General features: G+C 68.8%; 18 protein-coding genes and 1 pseudogene. 10 read left to right on the forward strand and 9 right to left on the reverse strand.

Annotated elements, in window-relative coordinates; all coding sequences use genetic code 11:
* Positions 1–66: 66 nt before the first annotated feature.
* Together trxB and trxA are read left to right on the forward strand one after the other, a co-directional pair.
* Positions 67–1,026 (forward strand): thioredoxin-disulfide reductase, encoded by a 960-nt coding sequence (gene trxB / locus AB0D94_RS01135; protein WP_362043982.1) that lies wholly within the window; start codon positions 67–69, stop codon positions 1,024–1,026.
* Positions 1,027–1,083: 57 nt separating this feature from the next.
* Positions 1,084–1,425, forward strand: a complete 342-nt coding sequence (gene trxA / locus AB0D94_RS01140; RefSeq protein WP_362043984.1) for a thioredoxin — start codon at positions 1,084–1,086, stop codon at positions 1,423–1,425.
* An 82-nt stretch (positions 1,426–1,507) separates the two neighbouring features.
* Here the strand turns inward: trxA and AB0D94_RS01145 are convergent, their stop codons facing one another.
* The 9 genes and pseudogenes from AB0D94_RS01145 to rpmH form a co-directional block, all read right to left on the reverse strand.
* The gene (locus tag AB0D94_RS01145) at positions 1,508–2,125 is read right to left on the reverse strand and encodes a GNAT family N-acetyltransferase (RefSeq protein WP_266935605.1); all 618 of its coding nucleotides are present in this window, start codon (positions 2,123–2,125) and stop codon (positions 1,508–1,510) included.
* Between the two features lie 143 nt (positions 2,126–2,268).
* On the reverse strand, positions 2,269–3,363 hold the full coding sequence (locus AB0D94_RS01150; protein ID WP_362043986.1) for a ParB/RepB/Spo0J family partition protein: 1,095 nt from the start codon (positions 3,361–3,363) through the stop codon (positions 2,269–2,271).
* Positions 3,360–4,448 (reverse strand): ParA family protein, encoded by a 1,089-nt coding sequence (locus AB0D94_RS01155; RefSeq protein WP_362043988.1) that lies wholly within the window; start codon positions 4,446–4,448, stop codon positions 3,360–3,362. Before AB0D94_RS01155 ends, AB0D94_RS01150 begins: the two co-directional genes overlap by 4 nt.
* A 264-nt stretch (positions 4,449–4,712) precedes the next feature.
* Positions 4,713–5,429, reverse strand: coding sequence for a 16S rRNA (guanine(527)-N(7))-methyltransferase RsmG (gene rsmG / locus AB0D94_RS01160; protein WP_362043991.1), 717 nt, complete (start codon positions 5,427–5,429; stop codon positions 4,713–4,715).
* Between the two features lie 129 nt (positions 5,430–5,558).
* Complete coding sequence (locus AB0D94_RS01165) at positions 5,559–6,071, reverse strand: R3H domain-containing nucleic acid-binding protein (RefSeq protein ID WP_362043993.1); 513 nt, start codon at positions 6,069–6,071, stop codon at positions 5,559–5,561.
* A gap of 15 nt (positions 6,072–6,086) precedes the next feature.
* A complete protein-coding gene (yidC, locus tag AB0D94_RS01170) occupies positions 6,087–7,190 on the reverse strand; it encodes a membrane protein insertase YidC (RefSeq protein WP_362043995.1) in 1,104 nt (367 codons plus the stop codon).
* Between the two features lie 30 nt (positions 7,191–7,220).
* Positions 7,221–7,475 (reverse strand): annotated as a pseudogene (gene yidD / locus AB0D94_RS01175) (membrane protein insertion efficiency factor YidD); the annotation flags it as partial.
* Entirely contained in the window at positions 7,472–7,846 is a 375-nt protein-coding gene (gene rnpA / locus AB0D94_RS01180; RefSeq protein WP_362043997.1) for a ribonuclease P protein component, read from the reverse strand. The gene rnpA and the pseudogene yidD, both read right to left, overlap by 4 nt.
* 21 nt (positions 7,847–7,867) lie before the next feature.
* A complete protein-coding gene (gene rpmH / locus AB0D94_RS01185; protein WP_008741645.1) occupies positions 7,868–8,005 on the reverse strand; it encodes a 50S ribosomal protein L34 in 138 nt (45 codons plus the stop codon).
* Positions 8,006–8,361: 356 nt separating this feature from the next.
* Between rpmH and dnaA the strand changes: the two genes are divergently transcribed.
* The 8 genes from dnaA (at position 8,362) to AB0D94_RS01225 (ending at position 20,798) form a co-directional block, all read left to right on the forward strand.
* Positions 8,362–10,134, forward strand: coding sequence for a chromosomal replication initiator protein DnaA (gene dnaA / locus AB0D94_RS01190; protein WP_362044000.1), 1,773 nt, complete (start codon positions 8,362–8,364; stop codon positions 10,132–10,134).
* A 933-nt stretch (positions 10,135–11,067) separates the two neighbouring features.
* Positions 11,068–12,198, forward strand: a complete 1,131-nt coding sequence (gene dnaN / locus AB0D94_RS01195) for a DNA polymerase III subunit beta (protein WP_031141289.1) — start codon at positions 11,068–11,070, stop codon at positions 12,196–12,198.
* A gap of 127 nt (positions 12,199–12,325) precedes the next feature.
* On the forward strand, positions 12,326–13,261 hold the full coding sequence (gnd, locus tag AB0D94_RS01200; protein ID WP_362044003.1) for a phosphogluconate dehydrogenase (NAD(+)-dependent, decarboxylating): 936 nt from the start codon (positions 12,326–12,328) through the stop codon (positions 13,259–13,261).
* Positions 13,262–13,369: 108 nt separating this feature from the next.
* Positions 13,370–14,506 carry a DNA replication/repair protein RecF gene (gene recF, locus AB0D94_RS01205; protein ID WP_362044005.1) on the forward strand — a complete coding sequence of 379 codons (1,137 nt, stop codon included), beginning with the start codon at positions 13,370–13,372 and terminating at the stop codon, positions 14,504–14,506.
* The gene (locus tag AB0D94_RS01210; protein WP_362044007.1) at positions 14,503–15,027 is read left to right on the forward strand and encodes a DUF721 domain-containing protein; all 525 of its coding nucleotides are present in this window, start codon (positions 14,503–14,505) and stop codon (positions 15,025–15,027) included. The genes recF and AB0D94_RS01210 overlap by 4 nt, the downstream gene beginning before the upstream one ends.
* Before the next feature lie 415 nt (positions 15,028–15,442).
* Positions 15,443–17,509, forward strand: a complete 2,067-nt coding sequence (gene gyrB / locus AB0D94_RS01215; protein WP_362044009.1) for a DNA topoisomerase (ATP-hydrolyzing) subunit B — start codon at positions 15,443–15,445, stop codon at positions 17,507–17,509.
* A 40-nt stretch (positions 17,510–17,549) separates the two neighbouring features.
* Positions 17,550–20,162, forward strand: a complete 2,613-nt coding sequence (gyrA, locus tag AB0D94_RS01220; RefSeq protein ID WP_362044011.1) for a DNA gyrase subunit A — start codon at positions 17,550–17,552, stop codon at positions 20,160–20,162.
* A 3-nt stretch (positions 20,163–20,165) separates the two neighbouring features.
* Positions 20,166–20,798: a DUF3566 domain-containing protein gene (locus AB0D94_RS01225; RefSeq protein WP_362044013.1), complete on the forward strand. Its 633-nt coding sequence runs from the start codon at positions 20,166–20,168 to the stop codon at positions 20,796–20,798.
* The last annotated feature ends 15 nt before the right edge of the window (positions 20,799–20,813 follow it).

The raw sequence follows: 20,813 nt of genomic DNA on the forward strand, positions 1-20,813 counted from the left end.
GGGGTGAGAGTCCACACCGGCCCCCCGGTAGCCAGCACGCAGTCCGCAGAGACGAGGAAGAAACCCGTGAGCGACGTTCGAAACGTGATCATCATCGGCTCCGGGCCGGCCGGTTACACCGCCGCCCTGTACACCGCACGCGCTTCGCTCAAGCCGCTGGTCTTCGAAGGCGCCGTCACCGCCGGTGGCGCGCTGATGAACACCACCGAGGTCGAGAACTTCCCCGGTTTCCGGGACGGCATCATGGGGCCGGACCTCATGGACAACATGCGCGCGCAGGCCGAGCGTTTCGGCGCCGAGCTGGTCCCCGACGACATCGTGTCGGTCGACCTCGCCGGTGAGATCAAGACCGTCACCGACACCGCCGGCACCGTGCACCGCGCCAAGGCCGTCATCGTCACCACGGGCTCCCAGCACCGCAAGCTGGGCCTGCCCAACGAGGACGCACTGTCCGGCCGCGGTGTCTCCTGGTGCGCCACCTGCGACGGGTTCTTCTTCAAGGACCAGGACATCGCCGTCGTCGGCGGCGGCGACACCGCGATCGAGGAAGCCACCTTCCTCTCCCGGTTCGCCAAGTCGGTCACGATCGTCCACCGTCGCGACAGCCTCCGCGCCTCCAAGGCCATGCAGGACCGCGCCTTCGCCGACCCCAAGATCAAGTTCTCCTGGGACAGCGAGGTCGCCGAGATCCACGGTGAGCAGAAGCTCTCCGGCCTCACCCTGCGCAACACCAAGACGGGTGAGACCTTCGCGCTGCCCGTGACCGGCCTCTTCATCGCCGTCGGCCACGACCCGCGCACCGAGCTGTTCAAGGACCAGCTGGAACTCGACGACGAGGGCTACCTGAAGGTCGCCGCTCCGTCCACCCGGACCAACCTCTCCGGCGTGTTCGGCGCGGGCGACGTGGTGGACCACACGTACCGTCAGGCGATCACCGCCGCGGGCACGGGCTGCTCGGCCGCTCTCGACGCCGAGCGCTTCCTCGCCGCCCTCGCGGACTCCCAGCCCGCCCACGCGACTGTCTGACCCCTCTCCACCCCGTACCCCACACCCCACACCCCGCAGGAAAAGAAGGAGGCCGCAGTGGCCGGCACCCTCAAGAACGTGACCGACGCAGACTTCGACGCCGAGGTCCTCAGCAGCGACAAGCCCGTACTGGTGGACTTCTGGGCCGCCTGGTGCGGACCGTGCCGCCAGATCGCGCCCTCGCTCGAGGCCATCGCCGCCGAGCACGGCGACCAGATCGAGATCGTCAAGCTGAACATCGACGAGAACCCGGCCACGGCTGCCAAGTACGGCGTCATGTCCATCCCGACGCTGAACGTCTACCAGGGCGGCGAGGTCGTCAAGACCATCGTCGGGGCCAAGCCGAAGGCCGCCATCCTGCGCGACCTCGCGGACTTCGTCGAGGCCAAGACCGCCTGACGCTCCACACTTTTCCCGCAGCGCAGCTCACGTGAAACGGGGCCGCCCCCTCTCAGGGGGTGGCCCCGTTTCGCTGTCCGGCTCACAGCGGACGCAGCGCCGGCTCCTTACGGGCCGCACCCAGCAGCCGGTCCAGAGCCAGCTCCACGTCTTCCTTCCACGACAGCGTCGAGCGCAACTCCAGCCGCAAACGGGGATGCAGCGGGTGCGGCCGCACCGTCTTGAACCCCACCGCCAGCAGGTGGTCCGCCGGCAGCAGACACGCCGGACCTTCCCACCGGGCATCCCCGAAGGCCTCGATCGCCCGGAAGCCGCGCCGCAGCAGATCCTTGGCCACCGTCTGGACCATGACCCGCCCCAGCCCCTGCCCCTGATAGCCCGGTGTGATCCATGCCGTGATCAACTGCACCGCATCAGGAGAGACGGGACTCGTGGGGAACGCCGTGGCCCGCGGCACATAAGCCGGCGGCGCGTACAGCACGAAGCCCACCGGAACCTCGTCCACATAGACCACGCGGCCGCACGATCCCCACTCCAGCAGGACGGCGGAGATCCACGCCTCCTTCTCCAGGGCCGCGTTACCCGCCTTCACGGCGGCTTCGCCGCTGACGGGATCCAGCTCCCAGAACACACAGGAACGGCAACGGCGGGGCAAGTCCTGGAGGTTGTCCAGCGTGAGTGGTACCAGCCGACGACCCATGAACGCATCGTATCCACTGCCCCGCCTTTCTTCGACGGCGCAGCTCCACGACCGCAGACCGGATGAAACCCGGACAAAGCAAAAGGCGGACCGCCCCGGTTCACACCGGCACGATCCGCCCCTCAGCCCTCAGCTGTCCGGGATCACTCCCCGGAGAGCCCCTGCTCCAGCACCCGGCCCTCGCCGGGTGCCAGCGTGCCCAGAATCCGCTCCAGATCCTCCATCGAAGCGAACTCGACGGTGATCTTGCCCTTCTTCTGACCCAGATCGACCTTCACCCGCGTCTCGAACCGGTCCGAAAGGCGCGTCGCCAGCTCACTGAGCGCCGGAGCCACCCGGGCGCCCGCCCGCGGCCCCTTCGGCTTGACCACGCCGGAAGGCTCCGAAGCCATCAGCGTCACGATCTCCTCGACCGCACGCACCGACAGCCCCTCGGCCACGATGCGGTGCGCCAGCCGGTCCTGCTCCTCGGAGTCCTCAACGGACAGCAGCGCACGCGCATGCCCCGCCGACAGCACCCCCGCGGCCACCCGACGCTGCACCGAGGGCGACAGCTTCAGCAGACGCAGCGTGTTGGAGACCTGCGGCCGCGAGCGCCCGATCCGGTCCGCCAGCTGGTCGTGCGTGCAGTTGAAGTCCTGGAGCAGCTGATCGTAGGCCGCAGCCTCTTCCAGCGGGTTCAGCTGCGCCCGGTGCAGGTTCTCCAGCAAGGCGTCCAGCAGCAGCTTCTCGTCGTCCGTCGCCCGGATGATCGCCGGAATGCGCTCCAGGCCGGCCTCCCGGCACGCGCGCCACCGCCGCTCACCCATGATCAGCTCATAGCGCCCGGGAGCCGCCTGCCGCACGACCACCGGCTGGAGCAGACCCACCTCCTGGATGGAGGTCACCAGCTCCGCCAGCGCGTCCTCGTCGAACACCTCACGCGGCTGCCGCGGGTTCGGCGTGATCACGTCCATCGGCAGCTCGGCGAACGTGGCCCCGGCCACGCCCTGGGCCTCAGACCCGGCCGTCGGCTCCGGCACGGTCACCGTTCCGGCCGCGGGCGATGTTTCACGTGAAACATCGGCCTGCGCCAGCGCGGCGAGCTTCGCCGCCGCGACCCCGCGCTCCGAAGTCAACACCGGCACCGCTGACGGAGACGTCGACCCGCCACCCATCGCCGGAGGTGTCTTCTCCTGCGGGGCCGCGGGGATCAGTGCACCGAGCCCCCGCCCCAGACCTCTGCGTCGCTCACTCACTGGATCCCCTCCGCCACACTCTGCGTGCTGTTCATGCCCGGGCCCAGATGGGCCTGCTGGGCGTCGTACTGGATTCCGACCCCGCGATACGCGATCTCGCGCGCCGCCTCCAGATAGGAGAGGGAACCGCTGGAACCCGGGTCGTAGGTGAGCACCGTCTGCCCATAGCTCGGCGCTTCAGAAATACGCACGGACCTGGGGATGCTCGTCCGCAGCACCTCCTTGCCGAAGTGGCTGCGCACCTCCTCCGCCACCTGCGAGGCCAGCCGCGTCCTGCCGTCGTACATCGTCAGCAGGATCGTCGACACGTGCAGCGTCGGGTTCAGGTGGGCTCGCACCAGATCGACGTTGCGCAGCAGCTGCCCCAGCCCCTCCAGCGCGTAGTACTCGCACTGGATCGGGATGAGCACCTCCGCACCGGCCACCAGCGCGTTCACCGTCAGCAGTCCCAGCGAGGGCGGGCAGTCGATCAGGATGTAGTCGAGCGGCTGCTCGTACGCCTGGATCGCCCGCTGGAGCCGGCTCTCACGGGCCACCAGGGACACCAGCTCGATCTCCGCACCCGCGAGGTCGATCGTGGCCGGGGCACAGAAGAGGCCCTCCACGTCCACCACCGGCTGGACGACGTCCAGCAGCGGACGGCTGTCCACGAGGACGTCGTAGATCGACGGAACATCCGCGTGGTGGTCGATGCCCAGGGCTGTGGACGCGTTGCCCTGCGGGTCGAGGTCGACCACGAGGACCCGTGCGCCGTGCAGGGCCAGGGAGGCCGCCAGATTCACGGTCGTCGTGGTCTTGCCCACGCCGCCCTTCTGGTTGGCGACCACCATGACGCGGGTCTGCTCCGGCCTGGGCAAGCCCTCGCCGGCCCGTCCCAGCACCTCGACGGCCAGCTGGGCGGCTCGGCCGATGGGGGTGTCATTGTCCACAAGGGCGGGCGGCGATGTTTCACGTGAAACATCCTCACCCGCCGATTCAGAGCGGGGACCGGGGACCGGGTCGGCCATCGGCCCCGCGAGGTTGGCGTCGGACCGCACGGTGTCACTCTCCTCGACATCAGGCTCGCGATGAACAGAGCCTCCCATGTCACCAGGGTCGCGAACCAGCGGGGCCCGTACTCCTGTGGATGAATCCACCGATGTGGACAACTCCGTCCCCCTTGTCTCCTTGCGGTGACGGGGGGACGCAGCCGCACGACCGCGGCTGATGATTCCGTGCAGCAGAGAGCGACGTTTCACGTGAAACACGATGCCCGGGCGGAGTCTTCGCGCCGCTACGACACTCCGAAATCCATACCTATAGGGCCCAACGCACGCGAAATATCCGCCGCACCCCGTGGAACGGAAGGATCAGCGGCGCCGGCGCGTGCGGCTCACCCGGGCTGCCTTAGCCCGCTTGGCCGCGAACCTCACCCCACCGGGGCTCTCCCCGACCTCGACCCGCACCACCGTCGACATCGGGTCCACCACACCCTCGCCCACGTGGAGCACCGAGGTCTTCACCACACCGAGCTTGGTCAGCGCGGCCTTCGCCGCCACCAGCTCCTCCTCCGCGGTGTCGCCCTTCAGGGCGAGCATCTCCCCGTACGGGCGCAGCAGCGGCACGCCCCAGCCGGCCAGCCGGTCCAGCGGGGCGACGGCGCGCGCCGTCACCACGTGGACGGGCTGCACCTTGCCGAGAACCTCCTCGGCCCGACCGCGCACGACCGTCACGTGGTCCAGGCCCAGCAGCTCCACGGCCTCCTGAAGGAAGGTGGTCCGCCTGAGCAGCGGCTCCAGCAAAGTGATCTTGAGGTCGCGGCGCACCAGGGCCAGCGGGATTCCGGGCAGCCCCGCACCCGAGCCCACGTCGCACACGGTGACGCCCTGGGGCACCACCTCCGACAGGACCGCGCAGTTCAGCAGGTGCCGCTCCCACAAGCGAGGAACCTCACGCGGCCCGATGAGACCCCGCTTGACCCCCGCATCCGCCAGCAGCTCCGCATACCGCACAGCTTCCGGGAAAAACTCACCGAACACCGCGCGCGCCTCTTCAGGCGCCGGGGGAAGCTCCGCTGCCTCCGTCACGGGGACCGTCCTTCCGTACCGCAAGGTTTGTAAAACCACGTCGTTGAAATGCCGCTTTGTTCACTGGCCAGGCTGACAAACATCGGCCCCGCCTGCGAGACAGACGGGGCCGGACGCACTCGCTACCGGTCAGGCCGGGAGCACAACGACGAAGCGCTGCGGCTCCTCGCCCTCGGACTCGCTCCTCAGGCCGGCGGCCGCCACGGCGTCGTGGACGACCTTGCGCTCGAACGGGGTCATCGGCGCCAGCTTCAGCGGCTCGCCGGACGCCTTCACGTCCGCCGCGGCCTGGGCGCCCAGTGCTGCCAGCTCCTCACGCTTCTTCGCGCGGAACCCGGCGATGTCCAGCATCAGCCGGCTGCGGTCCCCGGTCTCGCGGTGCACGGCGAGACGGGTCAGCTCCTGCAGGGCTTCCAGGACCTCACCGTCGCGGCCCACGAGCTTCTGCAGGTCGCGGCTGGCGGAGTCGCTGACGATGGACACCGCGGCCCGGTCGGCCTCGACGTCCATGTCGATGTCGCCGTCCAGGTCGGCGATGTCCAGCAGACCCTCGAGGTAGTCGGCCGCGATCTCGCCCTCCTGCTCGAGGCGGGTCAGGGTGTCGCCACCCTCAGCGGCGGCGGTGGTGGTGCCTTCCGTCACGGGAGGGACTCCTTCTTACTTCTTGGGAGAGGGCTTGCTGGGCGTCTGACGCTTCGACTTCGGCTGCCGCTTGGGCTGCTGCCGCTTCGCGACACCGCCGCTCGCCGCATCCGCATCGGCCGTGGCCTCGGAACTCTTGGTGACAGAGCCGTCCGCCTGGGCGGCCAGGCCCTGCTTGGTGAGCGCGGTGATGAACTTGCGCTCGTTGTCGTTGCGGTCCGGGCCCTTGGCCACGATCGCCGCCACGACCCTCTTCTTGGCCCGCCCCTTGACGTCGCCGTGCGAGCTGATCGACTTGAGCAGACGGGTCAGGTACTGGTCCTGGGCCAGGCTGCCCGGCGTCGGGTTCTGGCTGATCACGTACATCTGCTGGCCCATGGTCCACACGTTGGTGGTCAGCCAGTAGACGAGGACACCGACGGGGAAGTTGATGCCCATGACCGCGAAGATCACGGGGAAGATGTACATCAGCATCTTCTGCTGCTGCATGAACGGCGTCTTGACCGAGAGGTCGACGTTCTTCTGCATCAGCTGACGCTGGGTGTAGAACTGCGACAGCGACATCAGGACGATCATGATCGCGGTCACGATGCGGACGTCCATCAGCGAGGCGCCCAGCGCCTCGACCTTGGCCGGGTCGTCCATGAACTTGGCGGCGATCGGCGCACCGAAGATGTGGGCCTCACGGGCGCTGTCGACCAGCTGCGGGGTGAGCGCGCCGATCTTCTTGCCGTCGGCGATGCTCGACAGCACGTGGTACAGCGCGAAGAAGAACGGGGACTGAGCCAGGATGGGAAGGCACGAGGAGAGCGGGTTGGTACCCGTCTCCTTGTACAGCTTCATCATCTCTTCGGACTGGCGCTGCTTGTCGTTCTTGTAGCGCTCCTGGATCGCCTTCATCTTCGGCTGGAGCGCCTGCATACCCCGCGTCGCCTTGATCTGCTTCACGAAGAGCGGGATCAGACAGATACGGATCAAGATCACCAGGGACACGATGGACAGGCCCCAGGCCCATCCACTGTCCGCTCCGAAGATCGCCCCGTACAGCTTGTGGAACTGGACGATGATCCACGAAACGGGTGTGGTGATAAAGCTGAACAGACTGGCAATCGTGTCCACTAATCAGGCTCCTTGAGCATTGCGAGATCTACGCAACGCACTGCGCAGCTGCTCGTGCCAACGCGGGCGTTTCCGGGGTGGGACATGATCCACACCACCCGGGGACCACGGATTGCACCGCAGGATCCGCCAGGCGGTCAGAACCGTCCCCTTCACCGCACCATGCCGGTCGATGGCCGTGTACCCGTAGTGCGAACACGAGGGGTAGTAACGGCACACCGGCCCGAGCAGCGGACTGATCGTCCACTGGTACAGCTTGATCAAAGCGAGCAGCGGGTACTTCATCGAGCCACGCCTCCCAGGAGCCGCACCAGCGCGGCATCCAGGTCCCGGGCCAGTTCGTCGGGGCCGGCGTCGCCCGACCCGGGCAACGCACGTACCACCACCAGGCTACCGGCGGGCAGCTGGGCCAGCCGGTCGCGGACCAGATGGCGCAGACGGCGCTTCACCCGGTTACGGACGACGGCACCGCCGACAGCCTTGCTGACGACGAAACCCGCACGCGTCGAGGGATCGATCTCCCCCGGCTCGTGCGGGTCCGTTGCACCGCTTGTACGTAGGTGGACGACGAGGAGCGGGCGACCAGCCCGACGACCTCGGCGTACCGCGCTCGCGAAGTCCTCGCGCCGCCTCAGCCGATTTTCGGGAGACAGCACGACGTCACGACCTGCGTGTTGTTACGCGGAAAGGGCGGCGCGGCCCTTGCCACGACGGTTCGCGAGGATCGCGCGACCGGCACGGGTACGCATCCGGAGACGGAAGCCGTGGGTCTTGGCACGACGGCGGTTGTTCGGCTGGAAGGTGCGCTTGCTCACTCGGGGGCTCCAGAGAATGAATCGTTGTGGCGGGACATCGCCTGGCTGTCACCGTGCGCCCACGAGGAAACTCGCGTGTTCGCCCGAGTGGCACCGCTAAACGATCACAACCAGTGATCTTCGCCCATCGGTAGGCAGGCGGCAGCAGCCATCGACAACTCGACCTCGTTACGGTACGCGCGGCTACGCCATCCGGTCAAACCGAGCAGTCGAGGCCGCACACTGTGCACAGGCTGTGGACAACGACTTGAACCGTACCCGTCGCGCTGACTACCGTTGTCCGACCCTGGATTTTTTGTCCCGACCGTCCCAAAGAACCACACATTCGTGGGACCCCCTGTGAGAGAGCGTGCTCTGTGGCTGACGTACCTGCCGATCTTGCCGCAGTGTGGCCAAGGGTGCTCGAAAAGCTCCTCGGGGAGGGACAGCCGGGCATCGAGCCCAAGGACAAGCAGTGGGTCGAGCGGTGTCAGCCCCTGGCGCTCGTCGCCGACACCGCGCTGCTGGCCGTACCCAACGAATGGGGCAAGCGCGTCCTCGAGGGCCGGCTGGCCCCGCTGATCAGCGACGCCCTCAGCCGCGAGTGCGGCCGCCCGATCCGGATCGCCATCACCGTGGACGACTCGGCCGGCGAGCCCGCGCCCCCGGCACCGTCCGCCCAGCAGCAGGGCGGGTACGAGCCCTACGGCGGCCAGCGCGGCGGCGGCCACACCGGCCCCGGCGGCGGCCCGTCCGACGAGCTCCCCAGCGCCCGCCCCGCCTACCCGGACTACCAGCAGCCGCGCCCCGAGCCCGGCGCCTGGCCCCGTGGCGGCCAGCAGGACGACTACGGCTGGCAGCAGCCGCGCCTCGGCGGGTTCCCCGAGCGCGACCCCTACGCCTCCCCGCAGCCGGGCTACCTCCAGCAGTCCGAGCCCTCCGGCTACGACCAGAGCTCCTACGAACAGCAGAAGTACGAGCAGCAGAAGTACGAGCAGTCCCCGTACGAGCCCCAGCAGTCCCATCAGTACGAGCAGCCCGCGCCCCGCCCGGCGACCGGCCGGCCCGCCTCGGCCCCGGCCCCGTCCGGCGGCTCCACCTCGGGCCCGCTGGAGCCGACCGCCCGGCTGAACCCCAAGTACCTCTTCGACACCTTCGTCATCGGCGCCTCCAACCGCTTCGCGCACGCCGCAGCGGTGGCCGTCGCCGAGGCGCCGGCGAAGGCGTACAACCCCCTCTTCATCTATGGGGAGTCGGGCCTCGGCAAGACGCACCTGCTGCACGCCATCGGGCACTACGCGCGGAGCCTGTACCCCGGCACCCGCGTGCGCTACGTGAGCTCCGAGGAGTTCACCAACGAGTTCATCAACTCCATCCGCGACGGCAAGGGCGACGCGTTCCGCAAGCGCTACCGCGAGATGGACATCCTGCTCGTCGACGACATCCAGTTCCTCGCGAGCAAGGAGTCGACGCAGGAGGAGTTCTTCCACACCTTCAACACGCTCCACAACGCCAACAAGCAGATCGTGCTCTCGTCCGACCGGCCGCCCAAGCAGCTCGTCACCCTCGAGGACCGGCTCCGGAACCGCTTCGAGTGGGGCCTGATCACCGATGTCCAGCCGCCCGAGCTGGAGACCCGCATCGCGATCCTGCGCAAGAAGGCCGTCCAGGAGCAGCTCAACGCCCCGCCGGAGGTACTGGAGTTCATCGCCTCCCGCATCTCGCGCAACATCCGCGAGCTGGAAGGGGCGCTGATCCGGGTCACGGCCTTCGCGAGCCTGAACCGGCAGCCGGTGGACCTGGGCCTGACCGAGGACGTGCTGAAGAACCTGATCCCGGGCGGCGAGGACAGCGCGCCCGAGATCACCGCCTCCGACATCATGGCGGCCACCGCGGACTACTTCGGGCTCACCGTGGACGACCTGTGCGGCTCCTCGCGCAGCCGGGTCCTGGTCACCGCCCGGCAGATCGCCATGTACCTGTGCCGGGAGCTCACCGACCTCTCCCTGCCCAAGATCGGGGCCCAGTTCGGCGGCCGCGACCACACCACCGTGATGCACGCGGACCGCAAGATCCGCGCCCTGATGGCCGAGCGCCGCTCCATCTACAACCAGGTCACGGAGCTCACCAACCGCATCAAGAACGCCTGAGGCGGCCTGCGTCCGCAGCTCCGGTGGCTTCCTGTGGAGCCGCTCCAGGACCGGCGCAGGAGCGCTCCAGGACCGGCGCAGGCCCGCGCCAGGGCACCCGTAAACCACTTTCAGAGGGCGCTCCCGGACTGCACCGGGGGCGCTCTTCTTCGTTCGCGCGCCCCTGACCTGTTCGAATACGCCCCCTGAAGAGCAACTCATCCACAGATTGGGGGACTTTCTTCCGTCCACACCCTGGGGACGGCTCCCGTCACCCACAAACCTGTCCACAGGGGTGCCGGGTGAGTAACCATCAGTCCAGGTCAGACCCCTGTGGAATTGTGCGCAACCGTTGTCCACAGGCTGTGGACAAATATTTCATCCACAGCCTCCTCCACCCCTTTGTCCACCACTGACCCACAGGTTGCCGCATCCTGTGCACAGGATCCGACGAGTTCTCCACACCGTTGTCCACTGTTCGGCAACCGGAAGCCCCCTCTCACCGCCCCGAGTGAAAGCGGTCACACCGATGTGGACGTTTGGCCTGTGGAGTACTGGGGAAAAGCTGGGGACGCACCTGTGGAGTACCGGGGGTCACCTGGGGACGGCCTGTGCAGAACTTTTTGTTCTCCACAGACACACGGGGTTGTCCACCGGTGTCACCCACAGGGCCGGTGGATAAAAAACGCTGGGTGACCTGCGGAAACGGGGTTATCCACCGTATCCACAGGCCCTACTACTACCCCCATAGAGAGTTAGCCCGGATTCGGTTTTCAAGCGGGTCCTGTGCACAACTCGGTGGGCGGCCTCCCCGACACCTCGCTCCCGACTTGACCGCCAGCCGCACCGACTGTCGGCGCCGTACGTCAGACTGGTCCCCGGCATCGGTCGAGGCATCGACGAGCCGACGACGAAGGCCGGCAGACGAGCGAGCAACAGCAGGAGGCGGTTCCGGTGAAGATCCGGGTGGAGCGCGACGTACTCGCGGAGGCGGTGGCCTGGGCGGCCCGTAGCCTCCCGGCCCGGCCGCCGGTGCCCGTTCTCGCGGGCCTTCTGCTGAAGGCGGAGGAGGGCAAGCTGAGCCTCTCCGGCTTCGACTACGAGGTCTCGGCCCGCGTCTCCGTCGAGGCGGACGTCGAGGAGGACGGCACCGTCCTGGTCTCCGGCCGGCTGCTCGCCGACATCTGCCGCGCCCTCCCCAACCGGCCGGTGGAGATTTCCACAGACGGTGTACGGGCGACCGTGGTCTGCGGCTCCTCGCGGTTCACACTCCACACCCTGCCTGTGGAGGAATACCCGGCGCTGCCGCAGATGCCGACCGCGACCGGCACCGTGCCCGGTGAGGTCTTCGCCTCCGCCGCCGCCCAGGTCGCCATCGCCGCCGGCCGCGACGACACGCTGCCCGTGCTGACCGGTGTCCGCATCGAGATCGAGGGCGACCGCGTCACCCTGGCCTCCACCGACCGCTACCGCTTCGCGGTCCGCGAGTTCCTGTGGAAGCCCGAGGACCCCGAGGCCTCCGCCGTGGCCCTGGTGCCCGCGAAGACCCTGCTGGACACCGCCAAGTCCCTGACCAGCGGTGACACCGTGACCCTGGCGCTCTCCGGCTCCGGCCAGGGCGAGGGCCTGATCGGTTTCGAGGGCGCCGGCCGCCGCACCACCACCCGCCTCCTCGAGGGCGACCTGCCGAAGTACCGCACGCTCTTCCCGACCGAGTTCAACTCCGTCGCCGTGATCGAGACCGCCCCGTTCGTCGAGGCCGTCAAGCGCGTGGCGCTCGTCGCCGAGCGGAACACGCCGGTCCGGCTGAGCTTCGAGCAGGGCGTGCTGATCCTGGAAGCCGGTTCCAGCGACGATGCACAGGCTGTGGAGCGTGTGGACGCGAAGCTGGAGGGCGACGACATCTCGATCGCCTTCAACCCGACCTTCCTGCTGGACGGCCTGAGCGCGATCGACTCGCCCGCCGCCCAGCTCAGCTTCACCACCTCCACCAAGCCGGCGCTGCTCAGCGGCCGTCCGGCGGTCGACGCGGAAGCGGACGAGGCCTACAAGTACCTGATCATGCCGGTACGCCTCTCCGGTTGATTCTTCGCAGGTCAGGCCCGGTCTCGCAGCTGCGGGACCGGGCCTGACCACGTTCGGCCGAGAGGTGCCGGCATTCCGCGCCCCGTGGCGCCGCGCCGCACGGCCGGGCGTAGGCTCGGGGCCTGGGGTGTCCCCGGGAAGCACGGGACCCCGGCAAAGACGGCCACAACGCTTAAGGAACCACCTGATGGAGCTTGGTCTCGTCGGTCTCGGCAAGATGGGCGGCAACATGCGCGAGCGCATCCGCCGCGCAGGCCACACCGTCATCGGATACGACCGCAACCCGGACCTTGCCGATGTCCACAGCCTGCGGGAACTTGTGGACAGTCTGCAGGCCCCCCGCGTCGTGTGGGTGATGGTCCCGGCAGGTGCGGCGACGCAGTCCACCATCGACGAGCTCGCGGAGCTGCTCTCGATCGGCGACATCGTCGTCGACGGCGGAAACTCCCGCTGGACCGATGACGAGAAGCACGCCGCCGAGCTGGCCACCAAGGGCATCGGCTTCGTCGACTGCGGCGTCTCCGGTGGTGTCTGGGGCCTGGAGAACGGCTACGCGCTGATGTACGGCGGCGCGAAGGACCACGTCGCGCGGGTCCAGCCGGTCTTCGACGCCCTCAAGCCCGAGGGAGAGTTCGGCGCCGTGCACGCGGGCAAGGTCGGCGCGGGCCACTTCGCGAAGATGGTCCACAACGGCATCGAGTACGCCATGATGCAGGCCTACGCCGAGGGCTGGGAGCTCCTGGAGAAGGTGGACTCGGTCACCGACGTCCGCGAGGTCTTCCGCTCCTGGCAGGAGGGGACGGTCATCCGCTCCTGGCTGCTGGACCTGGCCGTGAACGCCCTCGACGAGGACGAGCACCTGGAGCAGCTGCGCGGCTTCGCGCAGGACTCGGGCGAGGGCCGCTGGACGGTGGAGGCGGCGATCGACAACGCCGTGCCGCTGCCCGCGATCACCGCCTCGCTGTTCGCGCGGTTCGCCTCGCGCCAGGACGACTCCCCGCAGATGAAGATGATCGCCGCGCTGCGCAACCAGTTCGGCGGCCACGCGGTCGAGAAGAAGTAGCAGCTCACCGGCCGCACCGCAGCAGGAGCGGCACGGAGCAGCGGCAGTACTGAAGCAAGAAGCAGAGAAGCAGAGAAGAAGAAGGAAGCCGGGGGAGGTCGGCGCCGTATGCACGTTTCGCATCTCTCATTGGCCGACTTCCGCTCGTACGCCCGGGCCGAGGTCCCCCTCGACCCGGGCGTCACGGCTTTCGTGGGCCCGAACGGCCAGGGCAAGACCAACCTCGTCGAGGCGATCGGCTACCTGGCGACGCTGGGCAGCCACCGGGTCTCCTCGGACGCCCCGCTCGTACGGATGGGCGCGGACCGGGCGATCGTCCGTGCCGCCGTCACCCAGGGCGAGCGCCAGCAGCTGGTGGAGCTGGAGCTCAATCCGGGCCGGGCGAACCGGGCCCGGATCAACCGCTCCTCGCAGGTCCGGCCGAGGGACGTGCTGGGCATCGTCCGCACGGTCCTGTTCGCGCCGGAGGACCTGGCCCTGGTGAAGGGCGACCCGGGCGAGCGGCGCCGCTTCCTCGACGAGCTCGTCACGGCGCGCTCGCCCCGGATGGCGGCCGTCCGCTCCGACTACGAGCGGGTGCTCAAGCAGCGCAACACCCTGCTGAAGTCCGCGGCGATGGCCCGCAGGCACGGCGGCCGCTCGATGGACCTGTCCACCCTTGACGTGTGGGACCAGCACCTCGCCCGCGCGGGCGCGGAGCTGCTGGCGCAGCGCCTCGACCTGATCGCGACCCTGCTGCCGCTGGCGGACAAGGCCTACGAGCAGCTCGCGCCCGGCGGCGGCCCGCTGGGGCTCGCGTACCGCTCCTCGGCGGGCGAGCCGGTGGACAGCGGGGAGGCGCGCACCCGCGAGGCGCTGTACGAGGCGCTGCTGGCGGCCCTGTCGGAGGTGCGCAAGCAGGAGATCGAGCGGGGCGTGACCCTGGTCGGCCCGCACCGCGACGACGTACTGCTGCGGCTGGGCGAGCTGCCGGCGAAGGGGTACGCGAGCCACGGCGAGTCCTGGTCGTACGCGCTGGCGCTGCGGCTGGCCTCGTACGAGTTGCTGCGCTCCGAGGGCAGCGAGCCGGTGCTGATCCTGGACGACGTGTTCGCGGAGCTGGACGCGCGGCGCCGGGAGCGGCTGGCGGAGCTGGTGGCACCGGGCGAGCAGGTCCTGGTCACGGCGGCTGTGGACGACGACGTCCCGGGCGTGCTGGCGGGGGCGCGGTTCGGGGTGTCCGGTGGTGAGGTGACCCGGCTGTGAGCGACCAGGAGAAGGAACCGCGCAAGGCCCCGGAGGTCTCCGGAGTGGACCTCGCGCGGCAGGCCCTCGCGGCGGCGCGGGAGCAGGCGCGGGCCCGTGGCAACGCGGCGGCCGGCCGCAAGCGGCAGCAGCCGGGGCTGCGCTCCGGCGCGCGGGCGGACGGCCGTGACCCCATGCCGCTGATGGCGGCCCTGGACCGGCTGCGCACCGAGCGCGGCTGGGAGATGCCGATGGCGGTGGCGGGCGTGATGGAGCGCTGGCCGGAGATCGTCGGCCCGGACATCGCGGCGCACTGTGAACCGGAGCGGTACGAGGACCGTGAACTGGTAGTCCGGTGCGATTCCTCGGCATGGGCCGCGCAGCTGAAGCTGCTCGCTCCGCAGCTGGTCGCGCGGCTGAACGCGGATCTGGGCCAGGGCACGGTCCGGCTGATCAAGGTCCAGGGACCGGGCGGCCAGCCCAAGCGGTACGGGGCCTGGCGGGCGCCGGGCAGCACGGGGCCCGGGGACACGTACGGCTGAGCCGGGCCCCCTGCGGGGTCGCCCGGTGGTCCAGCTGGGCGGAGCCCCGGCTCCGCCGGGGCCCGGGGCTCCGCCCCGGGCCCGCGCCTGGCCGGGACGGTGCGCGGACGTCGGCGGGGCCGAAGGCGGGTGGTGTCCCTCACGGTAGCGGGAGGTTGACAGGCCGAAGCGCTGGACGCCCGCGTGAGCCTCTTTGAGCCCCTTCCCGGATATGGGGAGTCGGAGAGAGGAGGTTCAGGGCGGCACATGCGGACTCAGGTACCGGCAAACCCCCATTCATGTCGGTGGTACCGGTAGACTGAAGCGAATCCCGCCCACTTGCGGGATCGCAGTCTCAGTACCGCTGACAAAAGCTGACAACGCAGATCGACGCAGCCGCTCCTGCTTGCATGCCTGCTGGCCCGGAGTACGGCCTGTGCTGTGCCAGAAAGGGCGCTTCGTGGCCGATTCCGGCAACCCCAACGAGAAGAACGAGTCCACAGTCGACGGCGAGGCCGGTGAGGCGAACCAGTCCTCGTACACCGGCAGCAACATCCAGGTCCTGGAGGGCCTGGACGCGGTCCGCAAGCGGCCCGGCATGTACATCGGATCGACGGGTGAGCGCGGTCTGCACCACCTCGTCTACGAGGTGGTCGACAACTCGGTCGACGAGGCGCTGGCCGGGCACGCGGACACCATCGACGTGACGATCCTCGCCGACGGCGGGGTGCGCGTGGTCGACAACGGCCGAGGCATCCCCGTCGACATCGTGCCGTCCGAGGGCAAGCCGGCCGTCGAGGTCGTGCTCACCGTCCTGCACGCGGGCGGCAAGTTCGGCGGCGGCGGCTACGCGGTCTCCGGCGGTCTGCACGGTGTGGGTGTCTCCGTCGTGAACGCCCTGTCGACGAAGGTCGCGGTCGAGGTCCGGCGTGACGGCTACCGCTGGACCCAGGACTACAAGCTCGGCGCTCCGACCGCTGCCCTGCAGCGCAACGAGCAGACCGACGCGAGCGGCACCACGGTGACGTTCTGGGCCGACGGCGACATCTTCGAGACGACCGAGTACTCCTTCGAGACGCTCTCGCGGCGCTTCCAGGAGATGGCCTTCCTGAACAAGGGCCTGACCCTGTCGCTGACGGACGAGCGCGAGTCGGCGAAGGCCACCATGGGCGCCGACTCGGCCGACGAGGCCGACGACAACCAGGCGCGCACGGTCCGGTACTACTACGAGGGCGGCATCGTCGACTTCGTGAAGTACCTGAACTCGCGCAAGGGCGAGATGATCCACCCGACGGTCATCGACGTCGAGGCCGAGGACAAGGAGCGGATGCTCTCGGTCGAGATCGCGATGCAGTGGAACTCGCAGTACACGGAGGGCGTGTACTCCTTCGCGAACACGATCCACACGCACGAGGGCGGTACGCACGAAGAGGGCTTCCGTGCGGCGCTGACCGGTCTGGTCAACCGCTACGCGCGCGAGAAGAAGCTGCTGCGCGAGAAGGACGACAACCTCGCCGGCGAGGACGTCCGCGAGGGTCTGACGGCGATCATCTCGGTGAAGCTGGGCGAGCCGCAGTTCGAGGGCCAGACGAAGACCAAGCTGGGCAACACGGAGGCCAAGACCTTCGTGCAGAAGGTCGTCCACGAGCACCTCAACGACTGGTTCGACCGGAACCCGAACGAGGCCGCGGACATCGTCCGCAAGTCGATCCAGGCGGCCACCGCCCGCGTCGCGGCCCGCAAGGCCCGTGACCTGACCCGTCGCAAGGGCCTCCTGGAGAGCGCCTCGCTGCCGGGCAAGCTGAGCGACTGCCAGTCGAACGACCCGACGAAGTGCGAGATCTTCATCGTCGAGGGCGACTCGGCCGGCGGTTCCGCCAAGTCCGGCCGCAACCCGATGTACCAGGCCATCCTGCCGATCCGCGGCAAGATCCTGAACGTCGAGAAGGCCCGTATCGACAAGATCCTCCAGAACACCGAGGTCCAGGCGCTGATCAGTGCCTTCGGCACGGGTGTGCACGAGGACTTCGACATCGAGAAGCTCCGCTATCACAAGATCATCTTGATGGCGGACGCCGACGTCGACGGCCAGCACATCAACACCCTGCTGCTGACCTTCCTGTTCCGCTTCATGCGGCCGCTGGTCGAGGCCGGGCACGTGTACCTGTCGCGCCCCCCGCTGTACAAGATCAAGTGGGGCCGGGACGACTTCGAGTACGCGTACTCCGACCGCGAGCGCGACGCCCTGGTGGAGCTCGGCAAGCAGAACGGCAAGCGGATCAAGGAAGACTCGATCCAGCGCTTCAAGGGTCTGGGCGAGATGAACGCCGAGGAACTGCGCATCACCACGATGGACGTCGACCACCGCGTGCTCGGCCAGGTCACCCTGGACGACGCGGCGCAGGCCGACGACCTGTTCTCGGTGCTGATGGGTGAGGACGTCGAAGCACGGCGCTCCTTCATTCAGCGCAACGCCAAGGACGTTCGGTTCCTCGACATCTGAGTCGGCTCTGATGGCCGCCTGAAAGGACTTCTGACCAGCAATGGCCGACGAAACCACCCCTACCGCAGAGAATCCCGCGGAGGAGCAGCCCGTGGTGCGCATCGAGCCCGTCGGGCTCGAGACGGAGATGCAGCGCTCCTACCTCGACTACGCGATGTCCGTCATCGTGTCCCGCGCCCTGCCGGACGTACGGGACGGCCTCAAGCCGGTCCACCGGCGCGTGCTGTACGCGATGTACGACGGCGGCTACCGGCCCGAGAAGGGCTTCTACAAGTGCGCCCGCGTCGTCGGTGACGTCATGGGCACCTACCACCCGCACGGTGACTCCTCGATCTACGACGCCCTGGTCCGCCTGGCCCAGCCGTGGTCGATGCGGATGCCGCTGGTGGACAGCAACGGCAACTTCGGCTCCCCGGGCAACGACCCGGCCGCCGCGATGCGCTACACCGAGTGCAAGCTGATGCCGCTGGCCATGGAGATGCTCCGGGACATCGACGAGGAGACCGTCGACTTCACGGACAACTACGACGGCCGCAACCAGGAGCCCACGGTCCTGCCGGCCCGCTTCCCGAACCTGCTGGTCAACGGCAGCGCCGGCATCGCGGTCGGCATGGCCACCAACATCCCGCCGCACAACCTCCGCGAGGTCGCGGCCGGCGCGCAGTGGGCGCTGGAGCACCCGGAGGCCTCGCACGAGGAGCTGCTCGACGCGCTCCTCGAGCGGATCAAGGGCCCCGACTTCCCGTCCGGCGCCCTCGTCGTGGGCCGCAAGGGCATCGAGGAGGCGTACCGGACCGGGCGCGGCTCCATCACGATGCGCGCGGTGGTGGCGGTCGAGGAGATCCAGAACCGCCAGTGCCTGGTGGTCACGGAGCTCCCGTACCAGACCAACCCCGACAACCTCGCGCAGAAGATCGCGGACCTGGTCAAGGACGGGAAGGTCGGCGGCATCGCCGACGTCCGCGACGAGACCTCCTCGCGGACCGGCCAGCGCCTGGTCATCGTCCTCAAGCGGGACGCGGTCGCCAAGGTCGTGCTGAACAACCTGTACAAGCACACCGACCTGCAGACGAACTTCGGCGCGAACATGCTGGCGCTCGTCGACGGCGTGCCGCGCACGCTGTCCATCGACGCCTTCATCCGCCACTGGGTGCAGCACCAGATCGAGGTCATCGTCCGGCGTACGCGCTTCCGCCTGCGCAAGGCGGAGGAGCGCGCGCACATCCTGCGCGGCCTGCTCAAGGCGCTGGACGCGATCGACGAGGTCATCGCGCTGATCCGGCGCAGCAACACCGTCGAGATCGCGCGCGAGGGCCTGATGGGCCTCCTGGAGATCGACGAGATCCAGGCGAACGCCATCCTCGAGATGCAGCTGCGACGCCTCGCGGCCCTGGAGCGGCAGAAGATCGTCGCCGAGCACGACGAGCTCCAGGCGAAGATCAACGAGTACAACGCCATCCTGGCTTCGGAGGCCCGCCAGCGGTCCATCGTCAGCGAGGAACTGGCGGCGATCGTCGAGAAGTTCGGCGACGACCGGCGCTCCAAGCTGGTGCCCTTCGACGGTGACATGTCCATCGAGGACCTGATCGCCGAAGAGGACATCGTCGTCACGATCACCCACGGCGGCTACGTCAAGCGGACCAAGACCGAGGACTACCGCTCGCAGAAGCGCGGCGGCAAGGGCGTGCGCGGTACGAAGCTGAAGCAGGACGACCTGGTCGACCACTTCTTCGTCTCCACCACGCACCACTGGCTGCTGTTCTTCACGAACAAGGGCCGGGTCTACCGGTCCAAGGCGTACGAGCTCCCGGACGCCGGCCGCGACGCCCGCGGGCAGCACGTGGCGAACCTGCTGGCCTTCCAGCCGGACGAGAAGATCGCGCAGATCCTCGCGGTCCGCGACTACGACGTGGCGCCCTACCTGATCCTGGCCACCAAGGGCGGCCTGGTGAAGAAGACGGCGCTCAAGGACTACGACTCGCCCCGTTCGGGTGGTGTCATCGCGATCAACCTCCGGGAGACGGAGGACGGCAGCGACGACGAGCTGATCGGCGCCGAGCTGGTGTCCGCCGAGGACGACCTGCTGCTGATCAGCAAGAAGGCGCAGTCGATCCGCTTCACGGCGACCGACGACGCGCTGCGCCCGATGGGCCGCGCGACCTCGGGCGTGAAGGGCATGAGTTTCCGTGAGGGTGACGAACTGCTCTCCATGAGCGTGGTCCGGCCCGGTACGTTCGTCTTCACCGCGACCGACGGCGGCTACGCCAAGCGGACGCCGGTCGACGAGTACCGGGTCCAGGGCCGTGGCGGTCTGGGCATCAAGGCCGCCAAGATCGTGGAGGACCGCGGATCCCTCGTCGGGGCGCTCGTGGTGGACGAAACGGACGAAATCCTTGCCATCACGCTCAGCGGTGGTGTGATTCGTACGCGCGTCAACGAAGTCAGGGAGACCGGCCGTGACACCATGGGCGTCCAGCTGATCAACCTGGGCAAGCGCGATGCCGTGGTGGGCATCGCTCGTAACGCCGAGGCCGGTCAGGAAGCTGACGAGGCCGACGAGATCGAGTCAGAGATCGGGACCGAGGCAGCCGACGGACAGGCCGCCGAGGCCGCCGAGGGCACGCAGCCTTCGGCGGGGGAGCACGAGGAGTAAGTCGTGAGTGGAGCCACGGGCGCCGGACCGGCCGAGACTGGAGCGAACGGTGCCCGTGGCCCCGCCGCGGACTCCCAGGGGGGAACCGTGACGGATACCCGAGAACCGGAGCGCCAGGCCGGTGCGGAAACCGACCAGGACCGGACGGCGCAGCCGTACCAGCCGCCGCAGGCCTACGCGGCCCCCTCGGGCCCGGGGGCGCCGCGCGGCGGCTCGGCGGCCTCCGCGCAGCGCAAGCCGCGTACGGGAGCCCGTACGGCGCCCAGGACGCGCAAGGCGCGGCTGCGGGTGGCCAAGGCCGACCCGTGGTCGGTGATGAAGGTCAGCTTCCTGCTGTCGATCGCGCTGGGCATCTGCACGGTCGTGGCGGCCGCGGTGCTGTGGATGGTCATGGACGCGATGAGCGTCTTCTCGACCGTCGGCGGCACGATCAGCGAGGCGACCGGATCGAACGAGAGCAACGGCTTCGACCTCCAGTCGTTCCTGTCGCTGCCGCGCGTACTGATCTTCACGTCGGTGATCGCGGTGATCGACGTGGTGCTGGCGACGGCGCTGGCGACGCTGGGCGCGTTCATCTACAACCTGTCGGCGGGCTTCGTCGGCGGTGTGGAGCTGACGCTCGCGGAGGACGAGTGACCGGCTGACTGACCT

Source organism: Streptomyces sp. NPDC048255, assembly GCF_040652415.1.
Classification (GTDB): Bacteria; Actinomycetota; Actinomycetes; order Streptomycetales; family Streptomycetaceae; genus Streptomyces.

What these genes read in the sequence shown, in the direction of transcription:
- AB0D94_RS01145 (WP_266935605.1), bottom strand. Translation starts at nt 2,125, where the DNA reads ATGGGTCGTCGGCTGGTACCACTCACGCTGGACAACCTCCAGGACTTG.
- AB0D94_RS01155 (WP_362043988.1), bottom strand. Translation starts at nt 4,448, where the DNA reads ATGGGAGGCTCTGTTCATCGCGAGCCTGATGTCGAGGAGAGTGACACC.
- recF (WP_362044005.1), top strand. Translation starts at nt 13,370, where the DNA reads ATGCACGTTTCGCATCTCTCATTGGCCGACTTCCGCTCGTACGCCCGG.
- gyrA (WP_362044011.1), top strand. Translation starts at nt 17,550, where the DNA reads ATGGCCGACGAAACCACCCCTACCGCAGAGAATCCCGCGGAGGAGCAG.